The following is a 24,995-nucleotide window of genomic DNA, read 5'->3' as shown; positions in this document are numbered from 1 at the left end:
CTGGCACACTTTTGCACCGAAAGCCTCATATTCTAATATCCGAACGATGACTTATCAGCTAAACAGATGCTGAATTGCGTTCTTTTTCCGGCAAAGTCTATTCAAAAAACCAGGCTCACCAGTAAAAAAGTGAGCTGGACTAAATACTTAGCAGTTTTTTAGCGAGATGGTTTGAATTGACACAAAAATAGGATAGAAGAGCGCATCTTTCATTAGAGAAAAACCAGATTGAAGGAATGGCGTGGATCGGGCACCTCATGATCCTCCCACACGCCGCGACTTCCTATGGCCAGACGGAGCCACCATGAAACTTCGCAATATTGCGATCATCGCCCACGTTGACCACGGCAAGACGACCCTTATTGACGTCTTGTTGAAGCAGTCCGGCGTCTTCCGCGAAAACCAGCGCACCGAAGAACGCATGATGGACTCCAATGACATCGAGCGTGAACGCGGCATCACCATCCTTGCCAAGAACACCTCTTTGGTCTGGAACAACACACGCATCAACATCGTTGACACACCAGGTCACGCTGACTTCGGCGGTGAAGTAGAGCGCATTCTGCATATGGTAGATGGCGTTGTACTGCTCGTAGACGCAGCTGAAGGCCCAATGCCGCAGACCAAGTTCGTACTTGGTAAAGCGCTGAAGCTCGGCCTTAAGCCAATCGTTGCGATCAACAAAATCGACAAACCAGAGCAGCGCGCTGACGAAGTACTGGACGAAGTGTTCGACCTGTTCGCATCTTTGGATGCAAACGAAGAACAGCTCGACTTCCCGGTCGTATATGGTTCCGCTAAGCAGGAATGGATGGCTCTCGAGCCAGCTGGCCCTCAGGATTCCATGGCGCCACTCTTCGACATGATCCTCGACAAAGTTGCAGAGCCACAGGCTGAAGAAGGCGAATTCCGCCTCCTCGCAACAACAATCGAATCTGATCCGTTCCTTGGCCGCATTCTGACAGGCCGCATCGCATCTGGCGTTGCGACCCCGAACATGGCGATCAAAGCGCTGTCACGTGATGGCAGTGTGATCGAAACTGGCCGCATCTCCAAGGTTCTCGCGTTCCGTGGTCTTGAGCGTCAGGCAATTGAAGAAGGCGAAGCAGGCGACATCGTCTCCATCGCTGGTCTGACCAAAGCAACCGTGGCAGACACAATCGTTGCTCCTCAGGTAAGCGAGCCAATTCAGGCACAGCCAATCGATCCGCCAACCCTGTCCATGATGTTCCGCGTCAACGACGGTCCTCTGGCAGGTCAGGAAGGCTCCAAAGTTCAGTCCCGCGTTATCCGCGAGCGTCTGATGAAGGAAGCCGAAGGTAACGTTGCGCTTAAGATCGAAGAAACTGCAGAAGCAGATTCCTTCATCGTTTCCGGTCGTGGTGAATTGCTTCTCGCAATCCTGATCGAAAACATGCGCCGTGAAGGCTTCGAACTTTGCGTAGGTCGTCCTCGCGTTGTTTATCAGGAAGATGAAGCTGGTAAGCGTCTTGAGCCAATCGAAGAAGTTATCATCGACGTTGATGATGAATTCCAGGGTGCTGTTGTTAAAAAGATCACCGAACGCAAAGGTGAGCTTCTTGAAATGCGCCCATCCGGTGGCGGTCGCTCCCGTTTGGTATTCCACGCTCCAACCCGTGGCCTTATCGGTTATCAGGCTGAGCTGATGTCAGACACCCGCGGTTCCGCGATCTTCAACCGTGTGTTCCATGAATATGCACCTTACAAAGGCGCAATTATGGGTCGTAACACCGGCGTTCTGCTGTCCAACGGTCAGGGTGATGCTGTTCCTTACGCATTGTTCAACCTGGAAGACCGTGGCCCAATGATGATTGATCCGGGCACAAAAGTGTACCAGGGCATGATCATTGGTGAACACACACGCGGTAACGACCTTGAAGTGAACGTTCTGAAGGGCAAGCAGCTCACCAACATCCGTTCTTCCGGTAAGGACGATGCTGTTAAGCTGACCACCCCGATCAAGCTGAGTCTCGAAGGCGCGCTGTCTTACATCGCTGAAGATGAACTGGTGGAAGTAACCCCAGAATCCATCCGTCTGCGTAAAGCACTGCTGTGCCCGCATGACCGTAAGCGCGCCGAACGCGCATCAAACAAAGCGTCTTAAGACTGCTTAAATTGATGAGTTATTTGAGGGAGGGCTTCGGCTCTCCCTTTTATTTGGGCGATAGGACCTCTTCAAAGGCCTTCAAAAACACCGCCAGTCCCTGTTCAAACTCTTCACCCCCCGGTGCGTCACCGACAACCAACTCTGCCACTTGCGGCAAAAGCTGCGGAATTGAAAGCGTCCCAAGCAATGCCAGAAACAGGTAGTGTGGCTCCAATGTTGTCGGCAACCGCCCCTCTTTTTGCAAGTCAGCCAACACAGCAATCTGTTGCGTATAATAAGCTTTCCTCTGGTCGGCATGCACAGGGCAATCACCTTCAAAATCCAACGCCTCCCTCATGAGTAACTTGAAGAAATCGGCATCACCTTTGTTGGCTTGAGACCACCCCATCAACATCTCAGAAAGATCACCTGAGATACTGGAACGCGTCTGCTCCCGTTCTTGAAACTGCGCGGTTAAAACAGCTTCAAATAGCAGCTCTTTGGACCCAAAGTGCTTATAAACTAGTGCTTTATTATAGCCTGCCCGATCTGCTACATGCTCCATCCGCACGCCATCGACACCACGGTCGATAAACTCCAGCAAAGCAGCCTTCAGGATATCTGAGCGGCTATTACCCCGCTTGGACGTACGCACTGGATTGGTCTGTTTCATACTCATTCCTCAATGGCATCTAGGGCTTTTCGCACCATTCGGGCAATCCCTAAAAGCTGAAGGCTGCCAAACAACGCAACAACTGCTGAGACACCCCATGCAATCATCCAACCATCACCACTCATCACAGTTGGCGCAAACATACCCAGCAAAACAGTTCCGATGACCCACCCGTAATCACCAAGACTAAACAATGTACCCCATGCTACCGAAGGCCTGCCCTGTTTTCCTTGCCACAACAATGCACCTGCAAACACAAGCAAACCCAGCCCAACAAAGAGCCAGAGATTGGAGCCCTGCCAGTTTAACGCCGCAGAGACACGGTGAGGCATCCACACCATGACAACACCGCATATGGCAGAGAATATCGCATTGCCCAAAAGAGCCGTGCGCAAAAGACCTGTTGAACCAGTGCCCGATAGATTTCCAGATTCCGTAATCATGGTTCCCTCCAACCATAAGTAACGATACCGTTATTTATGGTTGGTTTCGACCTCAGGTCAACAGCACCCACCTCAACTCCGCGTGAACAAGAAAAACCCCGACACACGTGTGCACCGGGGTTTTGTACCGATTACATAGAGTTACGGTTACTCAGCAGGCTCTTGCACCTTCTGCTCCTCCAGCCCCTCAAGTTCAGCTGTCTTCACCGCCTGCTTCCGTTTCCAATTCGCTTTGGCTTTCGTTGTGGTCATTCGAGAGTTATCAGGCGTCCATCCCGGCGTACGAAACATATAGCCGAGGACATCTCTCAGGGATCTTGCGGTCTTCAAATCCTTGACCATGGCAATCCATTCATGAAACGCCACAATCAGCAGGTTGTTGGTCTCAAGGTTCTTGCCAATCCCGTAGTGCGGCGGGTCCTCTGCAACTTCCGGACTGAAAGTCCCGAACATCCGATCCCAGATAATCAGCGTCCCCGCATAGTTGGAATCCAGATACCGCGGGTTCGTCGCATGATGGACGCGATGATGGCTCGGTGTGTTAAAGATCCACTCAAACGGCCCCATTCGATCAACCAGTTCAGTGTGAATCCAAAACTGATAGAGCAAGTTCCAGGCTGCAACGAAGAAGATCATCTCCGGTTGAAAGCCGAGAAGCGCTATGGGCAAGCCAAAGATGAACGTCAGCGTGATTGTCCCCGTCCACGTCTGACGCAGTGCCGTTGAAAGATTATACCGCTGAGAAGAGTGGTGATTGACATGGCTCGCCCAAAACCACCGATACTCGTGGCCAAAGCGGTGTTTCCAGTAATAGGCCAAGTCATAGAGCACAAAGCAGATCAGGATGGTCCACCAGTTGATTGGGATAGTCTCGATAAGACGATATCCATAAATCCAACTGTGCGCCGCATAAGACATGGATGTGCCTAACGCAATCCCAGCGATGAGACTCCCAATCCCCATTGCCAGGCTGAAAAACGTATCTTTGACTTCATACCCATCAATCCCACGCAGCTTTAAAGCCACACCTTCTACAATCATGAGAATGATAAAAAACGGCACCGCATACGTTATAGGGTCAAAAAACTCCATTGAGATGGCCCTCCCAAACCGAACTCAAAACCCGAAGTGTACCCCACACCCACGGGCAAATTACCCTTACGGTAACACACTCCTGTATATGTCATCAAACCGGGAGAGCACCCCCAAGAAACAAGGCTAGAGGGAGCAGAGAACTTCAAAAACTTATCCCCCTGCCCTCAACCCCGCTTATTCTCAGTGTTGTGCTCACGTATTCGGGCAGCTGGTGGACCGTCCATCAGTGCGGCGTGGGCTGGGCGGAGCTACCGGGTGAAGTAACGCATCACCCGGCGGGTTCGTTGAAACACCCCTTGAAAGTCTTTAGTGCAGGGACCAAGCGGAAGCTGGTCACCCGATGGGCGTCTACACTGGCAGGCGTTTAGCTATCACCGACACTCGCATTTGCTTCTGGCAAGTGTGTGCATCGTTGACAGTGCCTGCTCCCAATGCCTTTCGGAGGAGATCTTGTTTCATACAAAAACGCCCGGGCAAGGCGAGCAGCCAATGCCGAAGAAACTAATTTACTCACAATGCGCAGGCACTGCCTGCTCGCCTTGCTCACTCCCGAACTTTCGGGAACCCATGCTTCAACACTGCTGGTAAAGCCATGCGGTGCTAAAACTATTTGCCGTCACTAGGTGTTTCTTCAGGGTAGCTCTGGAAACTATCTGCATTTTGCTTGATCGGTACAATCACACCACAAGCAATCCGCCCTCCGGCATCACCAGTCCGCTGACTGTGATAGTCGTCTGGATCAGCATGAACAATCAGCGCCCTGCCCGGACCACCAATGAGGCTGTCCTTGTCATCGGGAGCCAGGTCTAAGATTTCGGAGAAATACTCGACGACAATCTTTCCATTCTCGGGAACATGAAGATTTGGAAGATCCCCTGCATGCGGACCATCAGGAACTTCAATCCCGTGCTCATGCCCTTCAGGTGCAAAATGACCGCCCGCAGCCGAGAAAGTTGGCTCACAAAGACCGGTTTCATGAACATGGAACCCATGCACACCAGCAGGCAAGCCATCAAAGGCTGCAGTAATATGGAGCGTCTGGCTCAAAGTCTCAGTCAACACCACACGGCCAACCTGCTTGCCATCAACGTCTTTCATAATGGCAACGGCAGTCGGCCCAGCAGGCACCTGATCTTCTTTAGAAGCCATCGCAGCAAAACTCGCAACAGCAAACCCGGCTGCAACAACTGCTGCCAATCCACTCAGCTTCATCATCCAAAAACTCCTGAAAGCGCTCTATCCACGCGCAGAGTATTCAGCGTTGAAGCCACATCAAAATCACTCTTGAAACCTCGGTAAACCAACACCGCTTACCCAACTGATAAGTTGACCAGTCTTGGTTACACCTTCAAAAGAAAACCCGGATCAGAACCAATCTGACCCGGGCTAAACTCTTTCAAAACCAGCAAGATCTTATTCAGCTGGCTCGCCTTTTTCGTTCTCACGACCAAAGTTCGGCGCCGCAGATTCCTGACCGGCTTCAACAAGCTGATGGCGAATATCTTTGGTCCGTGCAAACAGCTTGAACAAGGCATCGCCATCACTCCACCGGATCGCACGCTGCAAGGCAGACAGATCCTCAGAAAAGCGAGACAGCATTTCAAGAATGGCTTCTTTGTTGTTCAGGCACACATCGCGCCACATAGTCGGATCAGAAGACGCCAGACGCGTGAAATCGCGGAAACCGGAAGCAGAGTATTTGATCACTTCTGACTTGGTCACCGTTTCCAGATCATCAGCCGTACCAACAATGTTGTAGGCGATGATATGCGGAAGGTGAGACACAACAGCCAGCACAAGATCGTGGTGCTCAGCATCCATGGTGTCCACATGTGAGCCACAGGCCTCCCAGAAGGCAGTCAGGCGCTCTGTAGCACCCGCATCACTGTCGCTATCTGGCGTAAGAATGCACCAGCGGTTCTCAAAAAGAGAGGCAAAACCAGCATCAGGGCCGGAATACTCAGTACCAGCAACCGGATGGCCTGCAATAAAATGCACACCTTCCGGCATATGCGGCTTCATTGCCGAAATAACGGAGGCCTTCACAGAACCCACGTCAGTCACAATCGCACCCTCAGCTAAGTGAGGACCAATGGTTTTTGCCACGGCTCCACATGCACCAACCGGTACACAAACGATAACAAGGTCTGCCCCTTTTACGGCTTCTGCTGCGTCCAGATAATATCGGTCCCCAAGTTTCAACTCTTCCGCACGCTTCAGAGTAACTTCTGAGCGTGTGGATATAACAATTTCACCCGCCAGCTTTTCGCGGCGCATGACATGCGAAAGAGATGAGCCGATCAGACCGATACCAATCAGTGCGACCCGGCTAAACAAGGGTTCAGACATGGAGACCTTCTATTAGAACTACTTCAGAAATTCAGAGAGAGCAGCAACAACATCTCTGTTGGCTTCCTCACTGCCGATTGACATGCGCAAGGCATTGTCAAATCCATAGGCTTTCACCTGCCTCAGCACACACCCGCGTTCCAGCAGGAAGGCATCCGCATCGACAGCCCGCTTCCCCTGTTCCTCAGGGAAATGGATCAGAATGAAATTGCCGACACTTGGCGTTACGTCAAGACCTAGTTTGGTCAGTTCGTTAACTACCCACGGCAACCATTCGTTATTGTGGCTAACTGCCTGCTCAATAAACGCCTGATCACGCACAGCAGCAGCACCAGCTGCAATCGCAGCAGCATTCATGTTAAACGGCCCGCGAATACGGCCCAGCGCATCAATGATGTGCTCAGGACCATACGCCCAGCCAACACGCAGCGCTGGCAGACCATAAGCCTTGGAGAACGTCCGTGTCATAACAACGTTTTCGGAGTTCGCAACAAGCTCAATACCGCACTGATAATCATTCCGGCGCACATACTCAGCATAGGCCGCATCGAGAACCAGAATGCAGGTCTTCGGCAATCCGGCGTGCAAACGCTTAACTTCGTCAAACGGAATATAAGTGCCGGTCGGATTGTTCGGATTGGCCACAAAAACCATTTTGGTTTTCTCGGTCACACGTTCCAGAATGGCATCCACATCCGTTTTCAGGTCTTTTTCTGGAGCAACAACAGGTGTCGCACCAGCTGCGTGGATCGCAATCTTATAAACAAGGAAGCCGTGCGTGGTATAAATAGCCTCATCACCTTCACCCAGATAGGCATAGGCCAGCAGACTCAGCACTTCGTCAGAGCCACATCCACAAATGACGTGATCCGGGTTCAGGCCGTATACTTCACCAATTGCTGTGCGAAGTTCGCCAGCGCTTCCATCAGGGTAAAACTGAAGCTCGGAAATGGTGCGGTAAGCTTCAAGCGCTTTTGGGCTCGCACCTAAAGGAGATTCATTGGAAGAGAGCTTATGTAGTTTATGGCCACCATTTGCCTTCGCCTTACCGGGTACATACGGATCAATTGCCAACACACCAGCACGAGGGACAGGGCGTACTACCTGCTCTTCCATCAACTCATTCCTTTATTCAAAAAACACGCAATTTAACCAACTGCGTCTGCTTCACTATCAAATTCATCATCTAGGTCAAGCGGCGCGGGGTATCCACCGACATATCTAAGTTTATCCGGCGTCGCCTCAGCAGCTTCAAAGAAAGTCGCCAGCTCCTGCTCGGATATATTCCCCGGAACAGCTAATAGCGCATCTACGCCTTCAAAACTGCGATAAAAACTCAACACTTCTATACCTTTGTGCATCAATGAGCTCGGTATAGCTCCCGTCCAGCGCACATCGTAAACACAAATATCCGGCTTCTCAGTTTCAGCAGTTTGAGCCGCAACCACAACAGCAGGCAGATCAGCAGGCCTGTCCTGAACAACCAAAAACGGAAGCCGTGCAATAATCGAAGGACCATCGGTGCCATCATCCCGGGCGCCCATGCCACGCCACCAAGGCGTTTCTGCACGTTCTTCTAATCCGATCACACCAAGATCGACCTGTGAATAATCAACCGCCGCAAGCACAGCAGAGGGGTCTATCTCGCGTTGCTGTTCAATGGCGTAACCGAAATAGAAGCGTGTCAGCTCACTCATTGCGAGTCGATCTGCACTTCCATCAAGATGTACACGATAAGTTGTCTGGGCATTTGTGAGCGAAGAGATTATCTCACGCCAAATATGTTCCAATGACATAATAGGCAGAACACCGCGATGGTTCTCAACCAACCGCCGCATAATATCTGCTTCACGAGAGGGCCTAAAAACAGCATGCATAGAACCTTGTTCAGCTTTTGCCGCAACAATATGCTCAATCAGGTCAGCACGTTCCATAAGCAAGGCATGCAATTTATCATCAACTTCATCTAGTTTATCGCGGACTTGAGACAAGCTCATTTTTGAATCTGAAACTGATGAAGACCCAGACATTGCACTAACCCACTCGAATTATTGAACAGAACCTATGTAAATTCATAGGAAACAACGACGGTGAAAGCAAAAGAAAACGTTGACACACTGCCAATTGGCACCTAGCAAAAACTCTCTTGCAATCCTTTAGAGGAACACCCAATTCGCCTTCACAACACCGCGGAAGAAAACATGACTGAGACTGCCAGCGCAAAACCGGAGAAGACTCCGAATATCTCACCCTCAACACAAGCCAGTGTTGCAGCGGCACAGATGGATATGCCTGCCAGCAAGCTCATGCGATTTGGTTCAGACAATCCTCTCCGGCTTGATGAAGGTACAGAACTCGCCCCTTGGCAAATTGCTTATGAGACCTATGGCGAGCTGAATGAAGACAAGACCAACGCCATTCTTGTGTGCCACGCCCTCACCGGTGATCAATACGTTGCCTCTGAGAACCCCGTAACCGGCAAGCCCGGCTGGTGGTCCATGATGGTTGGTCCTGGTCAGCCAGTAGACACCGACAAATACTTCGTCATCTGTGCAAACGTGCTCGGCGGCTGCCTCGGCACCACTGGTCCTGCATGTACCAATCCGGAAACCAATGAGGTTTACGGGCTCGACCTGCCTGTCGTCACAATCGGCGATATGGTGCGCTCCCAGGCAAAACTGGTTGAAGCGCTCGGTATCGAAACTCTTTTCGCAGTTGTCGGCGGCTCCATGGGCGGCATGCAAGTGCTGCAATGGGCATCTGCCTATCCAGAAAAGGTATTTGCAGCTGTCCCAATCGCTGCAGGTCCACGCCACTCCAGCCAGAACATTGCCTTCCATGAGGTAGGCCGTCAGGCTGTCATGGCGGATCCAGACTGGTGCCACGGACAATATGCCAAAGAAGGCAAGCGCCCTATGAAGGGCCTGTCGGTGGCCCGCATGGCAGCGCACATCACCTACATGTCTGATGAAAGCCTGCACAGCAAGTTTGGTCGCAACCTGCAAGACCGCTCAGCCATCACTTTTGGCTTCGATGCAGATTTCCAGATCGAAAGTTATCTGCGCCATCAGGGCATGACTTTTGTCGATCGCTTCGACGCAAACTCATATCTCTATGTAACCCGCGCGATGGATTACTTCGATCTCGCGGCAGCACATGGTGGCAAACTGGCCAACGCATTCTTGCATAGTACAACCCGTTTCTGCGTCATGTCGTTCACAACGGACTGGCTTTTCCCAACCTCGGAAAGCAAAGACATTGTACGAGCCCTCAATGCAGCTGGAGCAAACGTCTCCTTTGTTGAAATCGAGAGCTCACGCGGACACGATGCATTCCTTCTTGATGAACCTGAACTGTTCAAAACAATGCGTGGCTTCCTGACAGGAGCAGCAAAAGCCAGAGGTATTCCCGCACCGGGAAATGGTGATTGACCGTAACACTGAGCAGTAAGCTTCATCAGAAAGCAGATTCATTATGACAAAACATGATTTGAGTAATGTACGCGGCGATCACCGAATTCTCTGCGATTTTGTAGCATCCGGCTCACGCGTTCTGGACATCGGTTGCGGCACTGGCGAACTTCTGGAACTGCTGATCGACACTCGCGGCGTTGATGGCCGTGGCTTCGACACCTCGCAAAAAGGCGTGAATGAAGCCGTTGCCCGCGGGCTCTCAGTTGTACAAGGCGATGCAGACAACGATCTTGCAGCCTACCCGGACGACGCTTTTGATTACGCAATTCTAAGCCATACGCTTCAGGCGACAATGGACCCGAAACAGGTTCTTGAGCAGTTACTGCGTATCGGTAAGAAAGTCGTCGTGTCCTTCCCGAATTTCGGCCACTGGCGCAACCGTATGCAGCTGCTCTTCAAAGGCAGAATGCCCGTCACCGACTATCTGCCTTACGAGTGGTACGACACACCAAACATCCACTTCTGCACGATCCGTGACTTTGTTGCTCTCTCAGAAGAAGTCCATGCTAAAGTCATTAAGGCAGAAGCTTTGGATGCAAGAGGCCAGCGCATTGGGTTCAACGCACCATGGTGGGTCTGGAACCTGATCGGCGATCAGGCCGTCTTCCTTCTGGAACGGAAGTAATCAAAACTCAGCTTTCGCCCTCGTTGGCGAAAGTTCCTTCTTGCTGGCGACTGTGCCCGTTCATCGCCTGCGCACCGGCAGTCTTTCCATTAGGCAGAAAGACGGGCCGCAAGACCCGCGTCACGTGGCTCGCTTTCATCGGAATACCACGGTACACCTGCTTCTCAGCTTCAGTGACCAGCAATCCCGCAAATGCAGACCAGGCCACTGCACCTAAACGCTCAAAACTACGCGCATTCTTCAAAACCATTCTCGAGTTTGTCGGTGGCACAAACAGCGCCTCTTCCCGTGACACAACTGAAAGGTGATGATTGCTCAGGAAGTTATCGAGCTGCGGTCTTGAATAAGGACGACCATACCCAAACGGTGAAACCTCTGACCGTGCCCACGCACCACGTCGATTGGGAACAATCACAATCACCCGCCCACCCGGAGACAAGACCCGGTAGACTTCATCCAACAACGCCCCAGGCTGCCCTGCCATCTCCAACGAATGCACGAGTAAGATGCAGTCAATGCAGGAATCTGGAAACGGCAACTGACTATCTTCCATCAGGAAGGCTTTGTTTGGCACTTCAACTTCACGCGGCCACTTCACCACACCTTGCGCAGCAGGCATTCCGGCAAACACACGATTGGTCTTCTTCAGGTAAGGCCTCAGATAAGGAGCGGCATAGCCAATACCCAGCAAACTCTGACCATGCATTTCTGGCCAAAGCATTTTCACGCGGCTCCCAACCAACACCCGAAGCATCCGTCCAAGTGGCAGGTCGTAGAACTCTTTTAAGTGAGTAACATCAAGATACAACTGGTTCTCCGCGCGTTGCCTTCTCTTATCATGGGGTGCCAGAGCCCTGGGCGCAACGCTTCTTGCTGACGATTTGCAAGCTTAAATCAACCACACCCAGAGTTTTGTGAGTTTGCAGTTGAATTTGACAGCTTGTCCTCTCATGATCTCATAAAGATATACTGTATGCTTGGGAGCTGGTTGATGATTGAAGTTGAAGTCCGGCAGTTTGTTTGTCTGAAAGATAATTTCGGCGTTCTCGTTCACCACCCCGACAGCGGCTGTACAGTTGCAATTGATGTTCCAGAAGCAGCCCCCTACTTACAGGTTCTGGAAGAAACCGGATGGAACCTGACCGACATTCTCATCACACACCATCACTGGGATCATGTCGGCGGAATGGCTGAACTCGTTGAGAAGACAGGCGCAAAAGTAACCGGGCCAGAGCGCTCCCGCCAACACATCACAGGCATGAACCGTTTTGTGGAGGACGGAGATGACATTCTCGTCGGCCCAATTGCAGTCAAAGCCATAGGTACTCCGGGCCATACACTTGACCATATCTCCTGGTGGTTTCAGGAGGCAGGCATTGCTCACACAGGCGACACACTCTTCGCTCTCGGTTGCGGCCGTGTTTTCGAAGGCGATCCCGAAATGATGTGGGCCTCTCTGAGCCACCTGGCAAACACATTACCACCCGAAACAAGGATCTATTGCGGTCACGAATACACGCTGGCCAACGCCAAATTCGCTCTCACGATCGACCCAAACAATCAAGCATTGCAGGAACGGACAAAACGCATCGAAGCGCTCCGTGAAGTCGGTCGCCCAACCCTGCCAACCTCTATGGCAGCCGAGCTTTCAACCAATCCGTTTTTGAGAGTCCGAGATCCTCTCGTCCAGAAAAATCTCAACATGGTCAACGCCGAACCAGTTGATATATTTACAGAAATACGCCGCCGCAAGGACAACTTCTGATGCCGCTCGACCAGATCACCTCTTCAGCAACCGCTGAAGAAATCATCGCTGAACTGCAAATGAAAGAGCATCCGGAAGGCGGCTACTACACCGAAACCTTCCGGGATACAGAAGGCCCAGAAGGGCGCGGCTATTCAACGGCAATCTATTATCTCCTCAAGAAGGGTCAAAAATCTCACTGGCACCGGATCGATGCAATTGAGACATGGCACTATTACGGCGGCGCCCCACTCTGCCTTTCCATCAGCTCCGAAGAAGGCAGCCAAAACGACATCATCCTCGGCATGGATGTATTAAACGACCAACGCCCTCAAGGCATCGTATCTCGCCATGCATGGCAGTCCGCACGAAGCCTCGGCGAGTGGACATTAGTCGGTTGCACTGTTGCTCCAGGTTTCCTTTTCGATGGCTTCGAGCTGGCACCACCAGACTGGAATCCTTGAGCCAAAGTCATCGAATCGCGCAATAAAAGCCTCGATAATCTTGACCAAACCTCAAAGAAATCTGCCCGCAATTTTAGACAAAAGACGCATAAGGCCTGCCCGGAAATCCTCGTAGATACAGAGACTTGTTGGTTAATTGCAGGACTCTGGAAAATTTTTCTGCGCATAAACTCTATGGTTTTTCCGCAGATACAGTTGAGAGATCATGCAGTTTAGCAACTCACGGCTCACACCCAAGGCGTGCAAATTTTATAGCATCAAAGCACAACGTAGCAGTCATTATCTTCGCGTTATCAAAACCTTACATACCCGATAGCTGAACCTGGCAACAGCTTCAACTCACCCAATTATCAGGAACACCTGTAAGTAGCTCAACTATCCCGATTAATAACTCAGCACTCAATCCTCAATCACCACTTGCGTTGCTCGCTCTCCTCGGTAGATTGCCCAGCATAGGCGCTTTATGCGCCCGAACACACATTTGGAAGCTAATCTATGGCCCAAGGCGACATCAAAAAGGTTGTGCTTGCCTATTCTGGCGGGCTCGACACCTCGATTATTCTCAAGTGGTTGCAGGCGGAATACGGCTGTGAAGTTGTAACTTTTACTGCTGACTTAGGTCAGGGCGAAGAGTTAGAGCCAGCACGACGAAAAGCTGAACTGCTTGGTATTCGAGAAATCTACATTGATGATCTCCGTGAGGAATTCATTCGGGACTTCGTGTTCCCAATGTTCCGGGCCAACGCAGTTTACGAAGGCGTTTATCTCCTCGGCACCTCTATCGCCCGCCCGCTCATTTCCAAGCGTCTCATCGAGATCGCTGAAGAAACCGGCGCTGACGCAGTTGCGCACGGCGCAACCGGTAAAGGCAACGACCAGGTACGCTTCGAGCTGGCATGCTACGCACTGAACCCAGACATCAAGGTGATCGCACCTTGGCGTGACTGGACGCTGAAGTCCCGTACTGACCTGATCGAGTTCGCAGAACAGCATCAGATCCCGGTACCAAAGGACAAACGCGGCGAAGCACCGTTCTCCGTTGACGCAAACATGCTTCACTCCTCTTCCGAAGGTAAAGTTCTGGAAGATCCGAATGAAGAAGCACCAGAGTATGTCTTCCAGCGCACCGTTGACCCGCTCAGCGCGCCGGACGAAGTCACCGAAATCGAAATCGGCTTCGAAAAAGGCGATGCGTGCTCCATCAATGGCGTACACATGTCTCCGGCAACTCTGTTTGCCAAGCTGAACGATTACGGTCGCGACAACGGCATTGGCCGCCTCGATCTGGTCGAAAACCGTTTCGTTGGCATGAAGTCCCGCGGCATCTATGAGACACCAGGCGGAACAATCCTCCTGTCAGCGCACCGTGCGATGGAATCCATCACGCTGGACCGTGACGCTGCTCACCTCAAAGACGAGTTGATGCCACGCTACGCAAAGCTGATCTACAACGGCTTCTGGTTCTCCCCAGACCGTGAGATGCTGCAGGCGATGATCGACAAGTCTCAGGAGTTCGTGACCGGTACGGTTAAACTGAAGCTCTACAAAGGCAACGTTATCGTTGTTGGTCGTGCATCTCCTTACTCTCTCTACTCAGAAGAGCTGGTGACCTTCGAAGACGACCACGGCGCTTACGACCAGAAAGACGCTGCAGGCTTCATCCGCCTCAACGCTCTGCGTTTGCGCACGCTGGCAAAGCGGAATCAGATGACCAAAGCAAAAGAGTTGACGGACGCCTGAAAGGGTAAAAGCTCCTAAGCTTTAAATTAGTTATTAAGCCCGCAGTGGAAACACTGCGGGTTTTATTTTGAGAAATACCTAGCAACAAAAATACAGCTACTTTCCGTTGCTTACCTAAAAACGATCAACCAAAAGAGGCTTACTGTTCATTAATTTTTTCATGGCTCAATCATGTCAGTATTCAAAGACGAGGATACTACACAGCGATGAAGAATGACAAAAAAGAACAAGAAACCAATCCCGTTGCAGATTTCCTCCGACATTTCATGATCTATGATCATGTACTCGAGCTCAAAGAGACCGGAGAGTTCAACGGAGCTGCCGATCACTTGCTGAACCTTCTTGGGCAAGGGTGCTCTGAAAACTCAGAGGAAACCATCGATCTGCCAAGAGCAAAGGCGAACTCAGAAAAGCTGGACAGTATGCCAGCTGAGTATGTTTCCGCTCTGTTTGACCAGAAAGCAAAGCTTTTCGATATCAAGCTACTGGAGATCCTCCAATACAGCCTACCAACCAAGATCCACGAAAAGATCAACACTCTCAAGCTTGGCCCCTTTAAACGTCTTTTAGATCTAGGTTGTGGCACTGGCTTAGCTGCCGAATTTTTTGAAGATCAGATCCGTTATAAAACTGGCGTCGACATTTCCGAGCAAATGCTCAAGCTGGCGAGAGACAAGAAGATCTACGACGATCTCCAGCAATGTGAAATCAACGAGTTTCTCGATCAAGATCATCCTCAGAAATGGGATTTGATACTCGCATCAGAACTCTTGCCGTACTTTGGTTCATTGGAAGATCTCTTCGCAGGTGTTGCCCGCAACATCGAAAAGAATGGCGTGTTCCTGTTCTCCGCTGAAGCTGTGATGGAGCCTGCATCCAATACCCAGCCCTACACGATGAGCGACAGCTGCCGCTTCAAGCATACAGAAGATTATCTCCGCAATCTCTTGGAGCAATTCGACTTTGCAACCATCGACTTCACGCAGACCACACTCCGACAAGAGCACGAAAGTCCTGTGCTCGGACATCTTGTAGTCGCTCGCTATATGCCAGCGTGAGCGCTACAACCCGGCCATCAACGTTATCAGCACAACCACCAGCATTAAAATGCTTGGGTAGAAAGTCAGTGCAAAGCCGGTTCCACGCCAGGGTGCCCCCTTCTCATAGCTGGCAAAAAACAGAATACGCCCGAGCGCAAACAGCAGCGCAGCTAACAGCGGTACCGACATCGTGCTACCGGGCATAACCGCAGCCCAGGCAATGTAGATGAACCCCGCCAACACCCCCTGCTCAAGTGTATTTTGCAAAATGCTCTGCAGCATCCTGGCTTCCTCACTGCCGTGGGTTAGCCCTCCTCCATCAATGTCATCAGCATGATAAAACCTGCGCATTGCCAGACGACCTATGGAAATCATCAGCAGCAAGGCAGGTGATAACAATGAAACCGCTGCCACCCAAAGTCGCTCAGAGGCATTCCAGTCTGCGGCAAATCCAAACGGATTGAGAAGCGCACCAAACAAAAGCACAATCGCGGTCACCAACGCTCCAACAATCATCCGCTGAAACACACCCCGCTGTTTTTCTGCAAAGTCCAATGCAACCTCCTTTTAGAGAACATAATAGGAACAAACCCACAACTATCTGCTGCGGACTGCTTGCGGCAAGGCGCTACCTCTCCTAGCCTAGGCACGTCTGACCAAGCAGGAGACTTTGATGACTATGGAAGCGCAGTTAGTTTTAAAAGTTGATAACGCCGCTGCGCGCCGCTTGTTTCTGCAGAAACACGCCCTTCTTGAAGCACCAACAGGCTCCTCGAAAGGAGAAGATCTCCTCGATCTCATTCACCGCATTGGCTTTGTGCAGGTTGATAGCATCAACACAGTAGAGCGTGCGCACCACATGATCTTGTGGTCACGCCGCCAAAGTTACCGCCCCAAACATCTCAAGAAGCTGCTGGAAAATGACAGAAGCCTCTTTGAGCACTGGACGCATGATGCCTCAATCATTCCAACCGAGTTCTTCCCTTATTGGCACTACCGCTTCCAAAAAAGCGCAGAGAGCTTGCAATCCTGCTGGAAGGTCTGGCGCGGTGCGGAGTATCAGGAAAAACTCAACCTCATTCTACGGCACATCGAAGAAAACGGCCCCGCTGGCACCTCAGATGTCGGCAAGAATGAGAAGCGCAGCAAAGGCGGATGGTGGGAGTGGAACCCATCCAAAACAGCACTTGAATATCTCTGGCGGACCGGACAAATCTCCGTCTCCCGGCGTGAAAACTTTCAAAAACTCTATGACCTGACAGAACGCGTCATCCCTGAGGATCACCGCTCCGCTAAACCCAGCCATGCAGAAACCATAGAGTGGGCTTGCAACTCCGCAATCGACCGCCTCGGCTTCGCTACGCCCAGCGAAATTGCAGCCTATTGGGACAAACTAGACCTTGCCGATGTCAAAGCATGGTGTGAGCAAGCCCAGAAGCGTCAGGAACTAATCCCTGTTGAGATTCAACCTGCCAGCGACACGAAGCCCAAATTATGTCTCGCACGCCCAACAATTGAAGATGAACTGAGATCCCTCGAAGCCCCATCCCAACGGATCCGCATCCTCAGTCCATTCGACCCGGCATTAAGAGACCGCAAGCGCGCTGAGTTCCTTTTTGACTTCAATTACCGCATCGAAATCTTCGTCCCTGAACCAAAACGGCAATACGGCTATTATGTCTTCCCCGTAATGGAGGGGGACAAGTTGATTGGCCGCATTGATATGAAGCGTGACAAAGCCTCCAATGCTTTGGCCGTAAAACGCTTCTGGCCCGAGGCTGGCATTCGCATGGGCAAAGGCCGCCAACAACGATTGGAAGCTGAACTGGAGCGATGCACCCAGTTTGCTGGCTGTGAAGATCTTCAGTTCCTCTCAGCTTGGCAAGGATAGCCCACTGGATGGCGGGACTATCAGAAACGTAAGTAACCTCCAATACTGCTGGTAAACGTCGCATTCTCGTCAGCACCAAGAGAGCAAATGGGCCAGCTTTTGCAAACTTTGTTGCGTATTCTGCTCTGCCTTGTGGCGCTGAATACCTCTGCTAGCCAGGCCCAACCTCTCTTCAATTTAGACGACCACTTCACCTTCAATCCGCAAGGCAAGTACCAACCCCGCCTCATTGGCCTGTTTGAGACAGATCGCAATAACACAACTGGAGCCGCCGAAGTCATCACGCCAGTCTTTCAGGACAGTCATGGCATGTTCTTCGCTGATGTCCGCTCCGGCAACTCCTCTGATGCTGTTTATCTCATAAGTGCTGGCGGTGGCCTCCGTCACTTTGTACGGCCAAACTTGATTGGCAGCACCTACATCTTCATGAACTACAAGGAAGATTACGAACGCGGCCCCGCAACTGCAGTCACCACGGGCATCGAGTTTTTGGCAAATAACTATGAGGCTCGCTTCAACGCACAATTTCCGACAAGCAAAGTCCGTATTCTGGAACCGGAGCCGGGTAGCACAGACCAACGCGAAAGCATTCCTCTCCTCAACCTTTCAGGAGAGATTGGCTACGACCTTCCCGGAACTGAGGATCTGGGGTTCGGCTTCCGCATCTATGCAGGAGGCTTTTATAGAACCGCCAACAACATTGAAGAGATAAGCGGGGCGCAGGGACGGTTTGAAATATCCCGTGCAGGCTGGTTTGGCGTACCTGGATTGAAGACCACATTTGTTGGCCAGATCCGCTATCACAGCGACATCAACTATCCCATTGGTGCTTTTCAACTTCGCATAGGCCTTCCCATCGTCAAATATTGGAAGGGCATCACTGTCGATAACTATAATGAGCTCTCTCACATAGAACGTCGCATGACAGAACGTGTGCGACGCCCCCTCACTATTCACAATCGCACGCGTCGTATTCCCTAGAACTCCACTTAAAATGAAAGCCCTAGGCATTAAACCACTCGAAGCGTTACCCCTCCCGGTTTCAGGGCATCACAGACCCCCAGCATTAATGTTAATCTTTTCCGATAGGATACCGCTTCCAGCTCTTCCGGGGACAACCACATGAGGACTATTCCACTCACGCTCATTCCGTTTTTGCTCTACAACGCTGTTGCATTTCGGTGGTTTGAAGATCTAGAGCCGGTGCTTGATCAAGGCTACAACGTCACTCCGTGGGCTGCCATTGTATTCCAGATCCCACTGCCATCCGGACTGCTTGTTCCTCTGGATGTCGCCACCCTTCTGCTTGCAGGCACTTTGGTCCTGCTCTTCGTTGAGATCATCAAAGCCACCAGAACCAGCACACTCTCACTGGTAGATCACAGCTTGTCTCTGTTGATCCTCGTGGCTTACCTAATTGAGTTCCTCTCGGTACAAGAAGCCGCCACTCCGCTCTTCCTTCTGCTCATGACCATCACGTTTCTGGATGTCATCGCCGGTTTCATCATCACCTTGTCCGGAGCACGGCGAGATGTAGTTGTGGCAACCAGCAACAGCTAACAACAAGTCTGCAGCATTGGGCTTTAATGCATAAAGGGCACCCGGTTGGATGCCCTCACGCTAGTTGTAATGTGCAACACGCTTAAAGCGCGGCCAGTGCCTTAGCAACATCTTCCAGCAGGTCATCTGCATCTTCCAGACCAACAGAAAGACGAAGCGTCTTGTCTGTAATGCCCAGCTCCAAACGCGCATCTTCCGCAACACTCTGGTGCGTAGTCGTCGCCGGATGGGTAATCAGGCTCTTCGCATCACCAAGGTTGTTGGAAAGGCTGACAATCTCCAGTGCATTGGAGAACTTGAAGGCCGCTTCCTTACCACCCGCCAAATCAAACGCCAGCATGGTAGACCCACCCTGCATCTGCTTGGCCACGATATCCGCCTGTGGGTGATCAGCACGGCCCGGGTAAATCAGCCGAGACACTGCAGAATGATCCGCAAGGAACTCTGCCAGCTTGCCTGCATTCGCAGTCTGACGCTCAACACGCAGAGACAATGTCTCCAGACCTTTCAGCAGAACCCAGGCGTTGAACGGGCTCATCGCAGGCCCAGTATGCTTGAACGGGTCATGGAATTCTTCCACAATCCACTTTTCATCAGAAAGCACGATACCGCCCAGACATCGGCCCTGCCCGTCAATATGCTTGGTCGCAGAGTAGATCACCACATCAGCGCCCAAGGCCAGCGGGCTCTGCCAGATAGCAGTCGCAAACACGTTGTCGACAATAAGCCGTCCACCAGCTTCGTGAATAATATCCGCAACAGCTGGAATATCGATCACTTCAAGCGTCGGGTTGGTTGGGCTTTCAAGGAATGCCGCTGTGGTGTTCGGACGAACAGCTGCTTTCCATTGCTCAATGTCAGTGCCATCAATCAGCGTGGACTCCACACCATAACGTGGCAGCAGCTTTTCGATGATGTATCGGCAGGAACCGAACAGTGCCTTTGGTGCAATCACGTGATCGCCAGCTTTAACGCAGGCCATAATCGCAGAGTTAACAGCCGCCATACCAGAAGCCGTGCCGCGTGCGGCCTCAGCGCCTTCCAGTTCACACATTCGTCGCTCGAACATTCCTACGGTCGGGTTTGCGTACCGGGAATAAATATAGCCCGGATTCTCGCCCAAAAAGCGTGCTTCTGCCGCCTCTGAGCTGTCGTAAACATACCCTTGTGTAAGGAAGATAGCTTCGGATGTTTCACCAAAGCTGGAGCGCGTTGTGCCTCCATGAACAAGCCGAGTTGCTGGCTTCCAGTTCTTTGCGTCTGTCATCGCTCATTCCTGCCCGAAGAGATATTGCTCTACCCCTTCATTAAAAAACCCCGGCGCGGGCCGAGGTCTATACAAGAACCCGACCCTTTAGCTACTTGTTTTACGTGGTTGCAAGCCGGTCGACCAAATCACCACGGAATAGGCAGCGTTTTTACCTCGAAAATACACTAGGGTCAATCAATCAGCTTAGGTTGCAGACTTGGCGAGAGATCAAACTTACGTTAATCAGTGTCAGAACGATTTGAGTACCAGTGGGGCGGAACCAACAATGACAGGCATTCTTCCGGCAAAAGCGATTGAAGCTATGTTTGCCAGCGGTGCAATTCAAGCAGACAGAGTGCCCGACGAGGACCAGATTCAACCTGCCAGTCTTGACCTGCGCCTCGGCGTAAAAGCATGGCGTGTTCGTGCCTCCTTTCTGCCCGGCCCTGACGCAAAAGTGGAAGACAAGTTGGAAAAGCTCATCCTGCACGAGATCGACCTCTCCAAAGGCGCCGTGCTGGAAACCAACTGCGTTTACATCGTCCGCCTTCAGGAAGCGCTGGACCTCCCGGCTGAGCAATCCGCCACAGCCAACCCAAAAAGCTCCACGGGCCGCATCGATGTGTTCACCCGCGTCATCACAGACCAGGGCCGCGCGTTTGACCGTGTTGAAGCTGGCTACAAAGGCCCGCTCTACGCTGAGATTTCTCCAAAGACCTTCCCTGTGCTGGTCCGCGAAGGCTCTCGCCTGTCCCAAATCCGCTTCCGCGATGGTGAAACCCTCATCAATGATGAAGACCTGACCAAAGTGCACAACCAGCACACGCTGGTTTCTGGCGGCAAGGACGAAGACGCCATCAACAACGGCGTACAGGTTTCCATCGATCTGAAAGGCTCTGGCAAAGACAGCCTCATCGGCTACCGCGCCAAGCGCCATACAGGTGTGATCGACGTCGATCGCAAAGACGCGCAGGACCCGGAAGACTTCTGGGAACCGCTGTACAATCGCGGCGATGCAACGCTCATCCTCGACCCGAACGAGTTCTACATTCTGGTCTCGCAGGAAGCCGTCCACGTCCCACCACAATACGCTGCTGAGATGGTGCCATTCGATCCACTCGTCGGCGAATTCCGCGTCCACTACGCAGGCTTCTTCGACCCCGGCTTCGGCCACTCCACCGTTGGTGGCACAGGCTCCAGAGCCGTTCTCGAAGTCCGCTCTCACGACGTTCCCTTCATCGTAGAACACGGCCAGACGGTTGGCCGCCTTGTCTACGAGCACATGGAGGAAGTGCCAGAAACCCTTTACGGCGAAGGCATTGGCTCCAACTATCAGGGTCAGGCTCTGAAGCTCTCCAAGCACTTCAAAAGCAAAGAACCGGTAGGAGCATAAGCCCATGCCCCTCTTCACCGTTGAGCAGGAATACAACGCGATACTGGAAGAAAAGAAGTCACGCTTTCTTGCCTTTCTAGTACCCCATGTAGACTTTGCTCAGCGGCTGGCGGACCTTCGCGACGAGCACAAAAAAGCCAACCACCACGTCACCGCCTTCCGCAGAATGCTCCCCGAGGGACGCATCGATGAAGGCGGCAAAGACGATGGTGAACCGTCTGGCACCTCCGGCATGCCCACACTTAAAACACTCATTGGGGCAGACCTTGTGGATGTGGGCGTCATCATCGTCCGTTACTTCGGCGGCACAAAACTGGGCACCGGCGGTCTGGCACGGGCCTACTCCGGCGCCGCAAATCTCGCCATTCGGGAAGCTGAGCTTGTGCCATGGCTGCGCATCAAAACCCGCAGTGTCTCTGCCAGCTTCTCCAGCAGTGCCGAACTGGAACGCCAGGTCATTCTGCTACAGCTGGAAATCATCGAACGCACCTTCACAGAGGACGGCGTAACCCTGCTCGTCAGCGGTCCTGAAGATCAGATCGATAAGCTCTAACCTTCTGTACCAGCTTACCTTTCCCATTCTCTCAGCAATCTCGCTGCACTCAACTAATTAAAATCCTAATAAAAACTTAAGCTTTGGCACGCGCCTTGCGATGTGAATCCCAGGAAACGGCAGGTGTCTCATTTTGAGACGGTCGGGGGAGTGAAGTCATGCGTGTCACCCGCACTGGAAAAGCGATTAACACTGGAACAGACGCTGATCGTCGCTATCGCGATATCGGCTCTCGCCGTCACGCCAAAATCACAGAGCAAAATGCAGAGACTGTTTCAAGACGGAACACCTACGGGAAACCAGGCAAGGAACTGCAAGTCTCTGAGGATGTCGCCACCACGCAAACTCAGCACGAAAAAGACGCCCAGTTCTATGAACTGCCAAAGCGCATCAACGTCTTCCGCTGCAACTCCGCTTTCCTCGCCCACCTCATCGGCATCAAAGAAAACGCCGCCCACCTGCGCGACCGCCGCCGCGTAGAACCCGAGGAAGGCGCCATCAGCTACACCACCACCGAAAAAGCCCCCCGCCTCATCGGCGAAGGCCGCATCATCGAACACAACGCTTGAAGAAATAGAACAAAAGCTGTTTCAAAAACTCTTAGACTTCGCTAGGGAGAGCCTGTTGTACAATCTGCGGATCAGGCTTTGCTCGAATACTTCTACATATTCTCCTTTAACGGATATAACTTCCTCACGGTAAATTGCGCGCACTTGGGCTTTAACGTCCTTAGCTGCCCGTTACTCTCGACGATCCTCGTTGTAAATCGAGCAATGTCACCCAGACTCCTGATGATCGTAGCAGTAAGCCAATTATTGCTCTTCGCCTTGATGACATACTTGTCAGGCGGACAAAGCGGTATCTTTGCAGTCCCAGATACATATTTCCACATCGCTTGGGCTATATTTCCAATACTTTGCCTCATCACCATCCTTTGGGGTTTGATTATGATGTTCCTGAAGGATGTGCCGAAATTGACCCGACCACAGGCCATTTTTTATTACATTTTCAGCTTGTTACTAACCTGTGCTAACCCCTTGGGCCCTCTATTGGCATTCACCACAGGTGTCGACGGTTTCTTATATCACGATGTCACATCTGCCTTCGTCTCAACACTCGGCGCAGTATTTGCAGCTTTTGCCCTAGTCACGTTCTTGCCCGCATCAGCTGGCGCAATCATCTATAGCTACCCAAACCCACTAGTTCGTCGAGGGTTAATGACAGCAAGCTTACTCGCATGGAGCGCGTTTTCGCTCTGGATTTTGGATCACAGCCTCCAGTACTTCAATATAAGATCCGTAAAACTGGTTGCCTCAATTTTTTAACAGACAAGGCAATATGGACGGACACCACAAACACCAACAGCACCACATGACATCCCATGCAGTGTTGAACCAGAGTTCCCGATAATCGGGATGAGCAAGGCGGCAGGCAATACCTGCGCTACTTATTTAAAAATGTTTCTTCGGCATCAGCTACACGCCTTGCCCGGGCTTTTTATAATGAACAACGTCGCCTCTTTTGCCTATAAGGCACGATAGCCGGTTTCCCGGAAAGAAAGTGGCTTACCCAGACACGTTTCCATGCCCAAACAGTTCCTCCGTCTTTGACTGACACCTTCGCAAAAGCAAGTCTCCCTGCCGGTGCTCTTGTATCCGTCGCCGCGTGATACCCTATAGTCCTGGGCCCTTCCCCTCAAACCATGCGGTCACGTTTGAAGTTCGGTTCACCGGACCACTGAAAGGTGCGTTACGTCTCCCAACAGCCCAACCCAACCTACGACAAACTGACGGTCGCTCCGCCAGCAGCCCGTTACGTAGGCATAGGTTCAGAATATGGGAGGATTTCAGAAGGGGAATAAGTTTTTTGAGACAGTCTTTGCCCCACCCACCGGTGTCATCCCGGGCACAGCAAAGCGAAGACCCGGGACCCATACCCCTCAATGTCAAAGATTGGTCGAATGCCTCAGCAAAATAGTAAAACAAGAGGTTATGGATCCCGGCTCAAAGTGTTTGTCCCGGAGAGATGGTTGACGTTTGTTCGGGGACATGGGTGACGGTCATGTTATGATGTTAAGTCGATTTTTGCGACAGTGTTTGCGGCGAAACACACGTTGAAGATCCCAGGTTTGTCTGAGGGACGTATGGCGAGAGTGTAGCCGCGGAAGCATTTAGGGACATACCAGAGCCTTCCTTTAAAGCTGATTTCCGCTCTTGTTCTGGGTACCTTTCGGACCATTGTTCCTTTGGGATAGCTGATATCTGGAAGGTGTTTGGGAAAGATATGCTGTGAGATTGTATAGCGGCTGATAGGTGGCGCTAATCCAAGTGCTTCATGCGGGCGATGGAAATTATAAATCCGCCTCCATTGATCAAAGGCCGATTGCATAGTGTGGTGACTGCGAAATGTTCTGTATGCCAGAACCTCCTCTTTCAGGGTTCGGTTAAACCGCTCATTCTTGCCTTTGGCCTGAGGATGAAAAGGTCTGGCATGGATCAGGCGGACACCAAGATGAGCCAACCAGATCCGCAATGGTGTCCAACGCTGATCGGTAAGAGCAGTCCCCCATGGGGAACCGTTGTCAACCAGAAAGGCT

The 24,995-nt window shown here is 51.8% G+C and carries 25 protein-coding genes and 1 riboswitch; of the genes, 14 read left to right on the top strand and 11 right to left on the bottom strand.

Annotated features, from left to right (window positions below; all coding sequences use genetic code 11):
- Nucleotides 1-304 precede the first annotated feature (304 nt).
- Entirely contained in the window at nucleotides 305-2,125 is a 1,821-nt protein-coding gene (gene typA / locus PsAD5_RS03590; protein ID WP_063291199.1) for a translational GTPase TypA, read from the top strand.
- A gap of 49 nt (nucleotides 2,126-2,174) precedes the next feature.
- Here typA and PsAD5_RS03585 read toward each other — a convergent pair whose 3' ends face one another.
- The 7 genes from PsAD5_RS03585 to PsAD5_RS03555 all read right to left on the bottom strand — a co-directional run bounded on the left by PsAD5_RS03585 (nucleotide 2,175) and on the right by PsAD5_RS03555 (nucleotide 8,664).
- A complete protein-coding gene (locus PsAD5_RS03585; RefSeq protein WP_063291123.1) occupies nucleotides 2,175-2,780 on the bottom strand; it encodes a TetR/AcrR family transcriptional regulator in 606 nt (201 codons plus the stop codon).
- Between the two features lie 2 nt (nucleotides 2,781-2,782).
- Nucleotides 2,783-3,223, bottom strand: coding sequence for a hypothetical protein (locus tag PsAD5_RS03580; RefSeq protein WP_063291122.1), 441 nt, complete (start codon nucleotides 3,221-3,223; stop codon nucleotides 2,783-2,785).
- A 147-nt stretch (nucleotides 3,224-3,370) separates the two neighbouring features.
- Nucleotides 3,371-4,315, bottom strand: a complete 945-nt coding sequence (locus PsAD5_RS03575; protein WP_063291121.1) for a sterol desaturase family protein — start codon at nucleotides 4,313-4,315, stop codon at nucleotides 3,371-3,373.
- Nucleotides 4,316-4,924: 609 nt separating this feature from the next.
- Complete coding sequence (locus PsAD5_RS03570) at nucleotides 4,925-5,533, bottom strand: superoxide dismutase family protein (RefSeq protein WP_208988468.1); 609 nt, start codon at nucleotides 5,531-5,533, stop codon at nucleotides 4,925-4,927.
- Between the two features lie 198 nt (nucleotides 5,534-5,731).
- A complete protein-coding gene (locus PsAD5_RS03565; RefSeq protein WP_063291120.1) occupies nucleotides 5,732-6,667 on the bottom strand; it encodes a prephenate/arogenate dehydrogenase family protein in 936 nt (311 codons plus the stop codon).
- Between the two features lie 18 nt (nucleotides 6,668-6,685).
- Nucleotides 6,686-7,783, bottom strand: a complete 1,098-nt coding sequence (hisC, locus tag PsAD5_RS03560; protein WP_057460757.1) for a histidinol-phosphate transaminase — start codon at nucleotides 7,781-7,783, stop codon at nucleotides 6,686-6,688.
- Nucleotides 7,784-7,815: 32 nt separating this feature from the next.
- Nucleotides 7,816-8,664 carry a chorismate mutase gene (locus PsAD5_RS03555; RefSeq protein ID WP_063291119.1) on the bottom strand — a complete coding sequence of 283 codons (849 nt, stop codon included), beginning with the start codon at nucleotides 8,662-8,664 and terminating at the stop codon, nucleotides 7,816-7,818.
- Nucleotides 8,665-8,949: 285 nt separating this feature from the next.
- Between PsAD5_RS03555 and metX the strand changes: the two genes are divergently transcribed.
- Together metX and metW are read left to right on the top strand one after the other, a co-directional pair.
- Nucleotides 8,950-10,098: a homoserine O-acetyltransferase MetX gene (metX, locus tag PsAD5_RS03550; RefSeq protein ID WP_063286447.1), complete on the top strand. Its 1,149-nt coding sequence runs from the start codon at nucleotides 8,950-8,952 to the stop codon at nucleotides 10,096-10,098.
- A 43-nt stretch (nucleotides 10,099-10,141) separates the two neighbouring features.
- Nucleotides 10,142-10,765, top strand: coding sequence for a methionine biosynthesis protein MetW (metW, locus tag PsAD5_RS03545; RefSeq protein ID WP_063286126.1), 624 nt, complete (start codon nucleotides 10,142-10,144; stop codon nucleotides 10,763-10,765).
- A gap of 7 nt (nucleotides 10,766-10,772) precedes the next feature.
- Here the strand turns inward: metW and PsAD5_RS03540 are convergent, their stop codons facing one another.
- Nucleotides 10,773-11,573 carry a class I SAM-dependent methyltransferase gene (locus PsAD5_RS03540; RefSeq protein WP_063291118.1) on the bottom strand — a complete coding sequence of 267 codons (801 nt, stop codon included), beginning with the start codon at nucleotides 11,571-11,573 and terminating at the stop codon, nucleotides 10,773-10,775.
- Nucleotides 11,574-11,759: 186 nt separating this feature from the next.
- Between PsAD5_RS03540 and gloB the strand changes: the two genes are divergently transcribed.
- The 4 genes from gloB (at nucleotide 11,760) to PsAD5_RS03520 (ending at nucleotide 15,771) form a co-directional block, all read left to right on the top strand.
- The gene (gene gloB, locus PsAD5_RS03535) at nucleotides 11,760-12,530 is read left to right on the top strand and encodes a hydroxyacylglutathione hydrolase (RefSeq protein WP_208988474.1); all 771 of its coding nucleotides are present in this window, start codon (nucleotides 11,760-11,762) and stop codon (nucleotides 12,528-12,530) included.
- Nucleotides 12,530-12,973, top strand: coding sequence for a cupin domain-containing protein (locus PsAD5_RS03530; protein ID WP_063291117.1), 444 nt, complete (start codon nucleotides 12,530-12,532; stop codon nucleotides 12,971-12,973). The genes gloB and PsAD5_RS03530 overlap by 1 nt, the downstream gene beginning before the upstream one ends.
- A 495-nt stretch (nucleotides 12,974-13,468) precedes the next feature.
- Nucleotides 13,469-14,713 (top strand): argininosuccinate synthase, encoded by a 1,245-nt coding sequence (locus PsAD5_RS03525; protein ID WP_057460762.1) that lies wholly within the window; start codon nucleotides 13,469-13,471, stop codon nucleotides 14,711-14,713.
- A 206-nt stretch (nucleotides 14,714-14,919) separates the two neighbouring features.
- Entirely contained in the window at nucleotides 14,920-15,771 is an 852-nt protein-coding gene (locus PsAD5_RS03520; RefSeq protein ID WP_063291116.1) for a class I SAM-dependent DNA methyltransferase, read from the top strand.
- 3 nt (nucleotides 15,772-15,774) lie between these two features.
- Here the strand turns inward: PsAD5_RS03520 and PsAD5_RS03515 are convergent, their stop codons facing one another.
- Nucleotides 15,775-16,308 carry an MAPEG family protein gene (locus PsAD5_RS03515; RefSeq protein ID WP_063291115.1) on the bottom strand — a complete coding sequence of 178 codons (534 nt, stop codon included), beginning with the start codon at nucleotides 16,306-16,308 and terminating at the stop codon, nucleotides 15,775-15,777.
- 124 nt (nucleotides 16,309-16,432) lie between these two features.
- Between PsAD5_RS03515 and PsAD5_RS03510 the strand changes: the two genes are divergently transcribed.
- The 3 genes from PsAD5_RS03510 to PsAD5_RS03500 all read left to right on the top strand — a co-directional run bounded on the left by PsAD5_RS03510 (nucleotide 16,433) and on the right by PsAD5_RS03500 (nucleotide 19,204).
- A complete protein-coding gene (locus tag PsAD5_RS03510) occupies nucleotides 16,433-17,644 on the top strand; it encodes a winged helix-turn-helix domain-containing protein (RefSeq protein ID WP_063291196.1) in 1,212 nt (403 codons plus the stop codon).
- A gap of 87 nt (nucleotides 17,645-17,731) precedes the next feature.
- Entirely contained in the window at nucleotides 17,732-18,625 is an 894-nt protein-coding gene (locus PsAD5_RS03505) for a hypothetical protein (protein ID WP_208988467.1), read from the top strand.
- Between the two features lie 141 nt (nucleotides 18,626-18,766).
- The gene (locus tag PsAD5_RS03500) at nucleotides 18,767-19,204 is read left to right on the top strand and encodes a hypothetical protein (RefSeq protein WP_057460765.1); all 438 of its coding nucleotides are present in this window, start codon (nucleotides 18,767-18,769) and stop codon (nucleotides 19,202-19,204) included.
- An 82-nt stretch (nucleotides 19,205-19,286) separates the two neighbouring features.
- Here PsAD5_RS03500 and PsAD5_RS03495 read toward each other — a convergent pair whose 3' ends face one another.
- Nucleotides 19,287-20,471 (bottom strand): O-succinylhomoserine sulfhydrylase, encoded by a 1,185-nt coding sequence (locus PsAD5_RS03495; protein WP_057460766.1) that lies wholly within the window; start codon nucleotides 20,469-20,471, stop codon nucleotides 19,287-19,289.
- Nucleotides 20,472-20,538: 67 nt separating this feature from the next.
- A riboswitch (SAM riboswitch) is annotated at nucleotides 20,539-20,616 on the bottom strand.
- A 123-nt stretch (nucleotides 20,617-20,739) separates the two neighbouring features.
- On the opposite strand from PsAD5_RS03495, the gene PsAD5_RS03490 reads away from it, so the two are divergent.
- The 4 genes from PsAD5_RS03490 (at nucleotide 20,740) to PsAD5_RS03470 (ending at nucleotide 23,724) form a co-directional block, all read left to right on the top strand.
- Complete coding sequence (locus tag PsAD5_RS03490; RefSeq protein ID WP_057460767.1) at nucleotides 20,740-21,846, top strand: 2'-deoxycytidine 5'-triphosphate deaminase; 1,107 nt, start codon at nucleotides 20,740-20,742, stop codon at nucleotides 21,844-21,846.
- Nucleotides 21,847-21,850: 4 nt separating this feature from the next.
- Complete coding sequence (locus PsAD5_RS03485; RefSeq protein ID WP_063291114.1) at nucleotides 21,851-22,399, top strand: YigZ family protein; 549 nt, start codon at nucleotides 21,851-21,853, stop codon at nucleotides 22,397-22,399.
- A 158-nt stretch (nucleotides 22,400-22,557) separates the two neighbouring features.
- Nucleotides 22,558-22,968 carry a hypothetical protein gene (locus PsAD5_RS03480; RefSeq protein WP_063291113.1) on the top strand — a complete coding sequence of 137 codons (411 nt, stop codon included), beginning with the start codon at nucleotides 22,558-22,560 and terminating at the stop codon, nucleotides 22,966-22,968.
- A gap of 222 nt (nucleotides 22,969-23,190) precedes the next feature.
- Nucleotides 23,191-23,724, top strand: coding sequence for a hypothetical protein (locus PsAD5_RS03470; protein WP_153040661.1), 534 nt, complete (start codon nucleotides 23,191-23,193; stop codon nucleotides 23,722-23,724).
- Between the two features lie 739 nt (nucleotides 23,725-24,463).
- Here the strand turns inward: PsAD5_RS03470 and PsAD5_RS28785 are convergent.
- Complete coding sequence (locus tag PsAD5_RS28785) at nucleotides 24,464-24,919, bottom strand: integrase core domain-containing protein (RefSeq protein WP_446737479.1); 456 nt, start codon at nucleotides 24,917-24,919, stop codon at nucleotides 24,464-24,466.
- Nucleotides 24,920-24,995 lie beyond the last annotated feature (76 nt).

Source organism: Pseudovibrio sp. Ad5 (assembly GCF_001623095.1).
In the GTDB taxonomy this organism is placed as follows: Bacteria; Pseudomonadota; Alphaproteobacteria; order Rhizobiales; family Stappiaceae; genus Pseudovibrio.
Note: the sequence above shows the minus strand (reverse complement) of the source record. Positions and strands in the feature narration are given on the sequence as shown.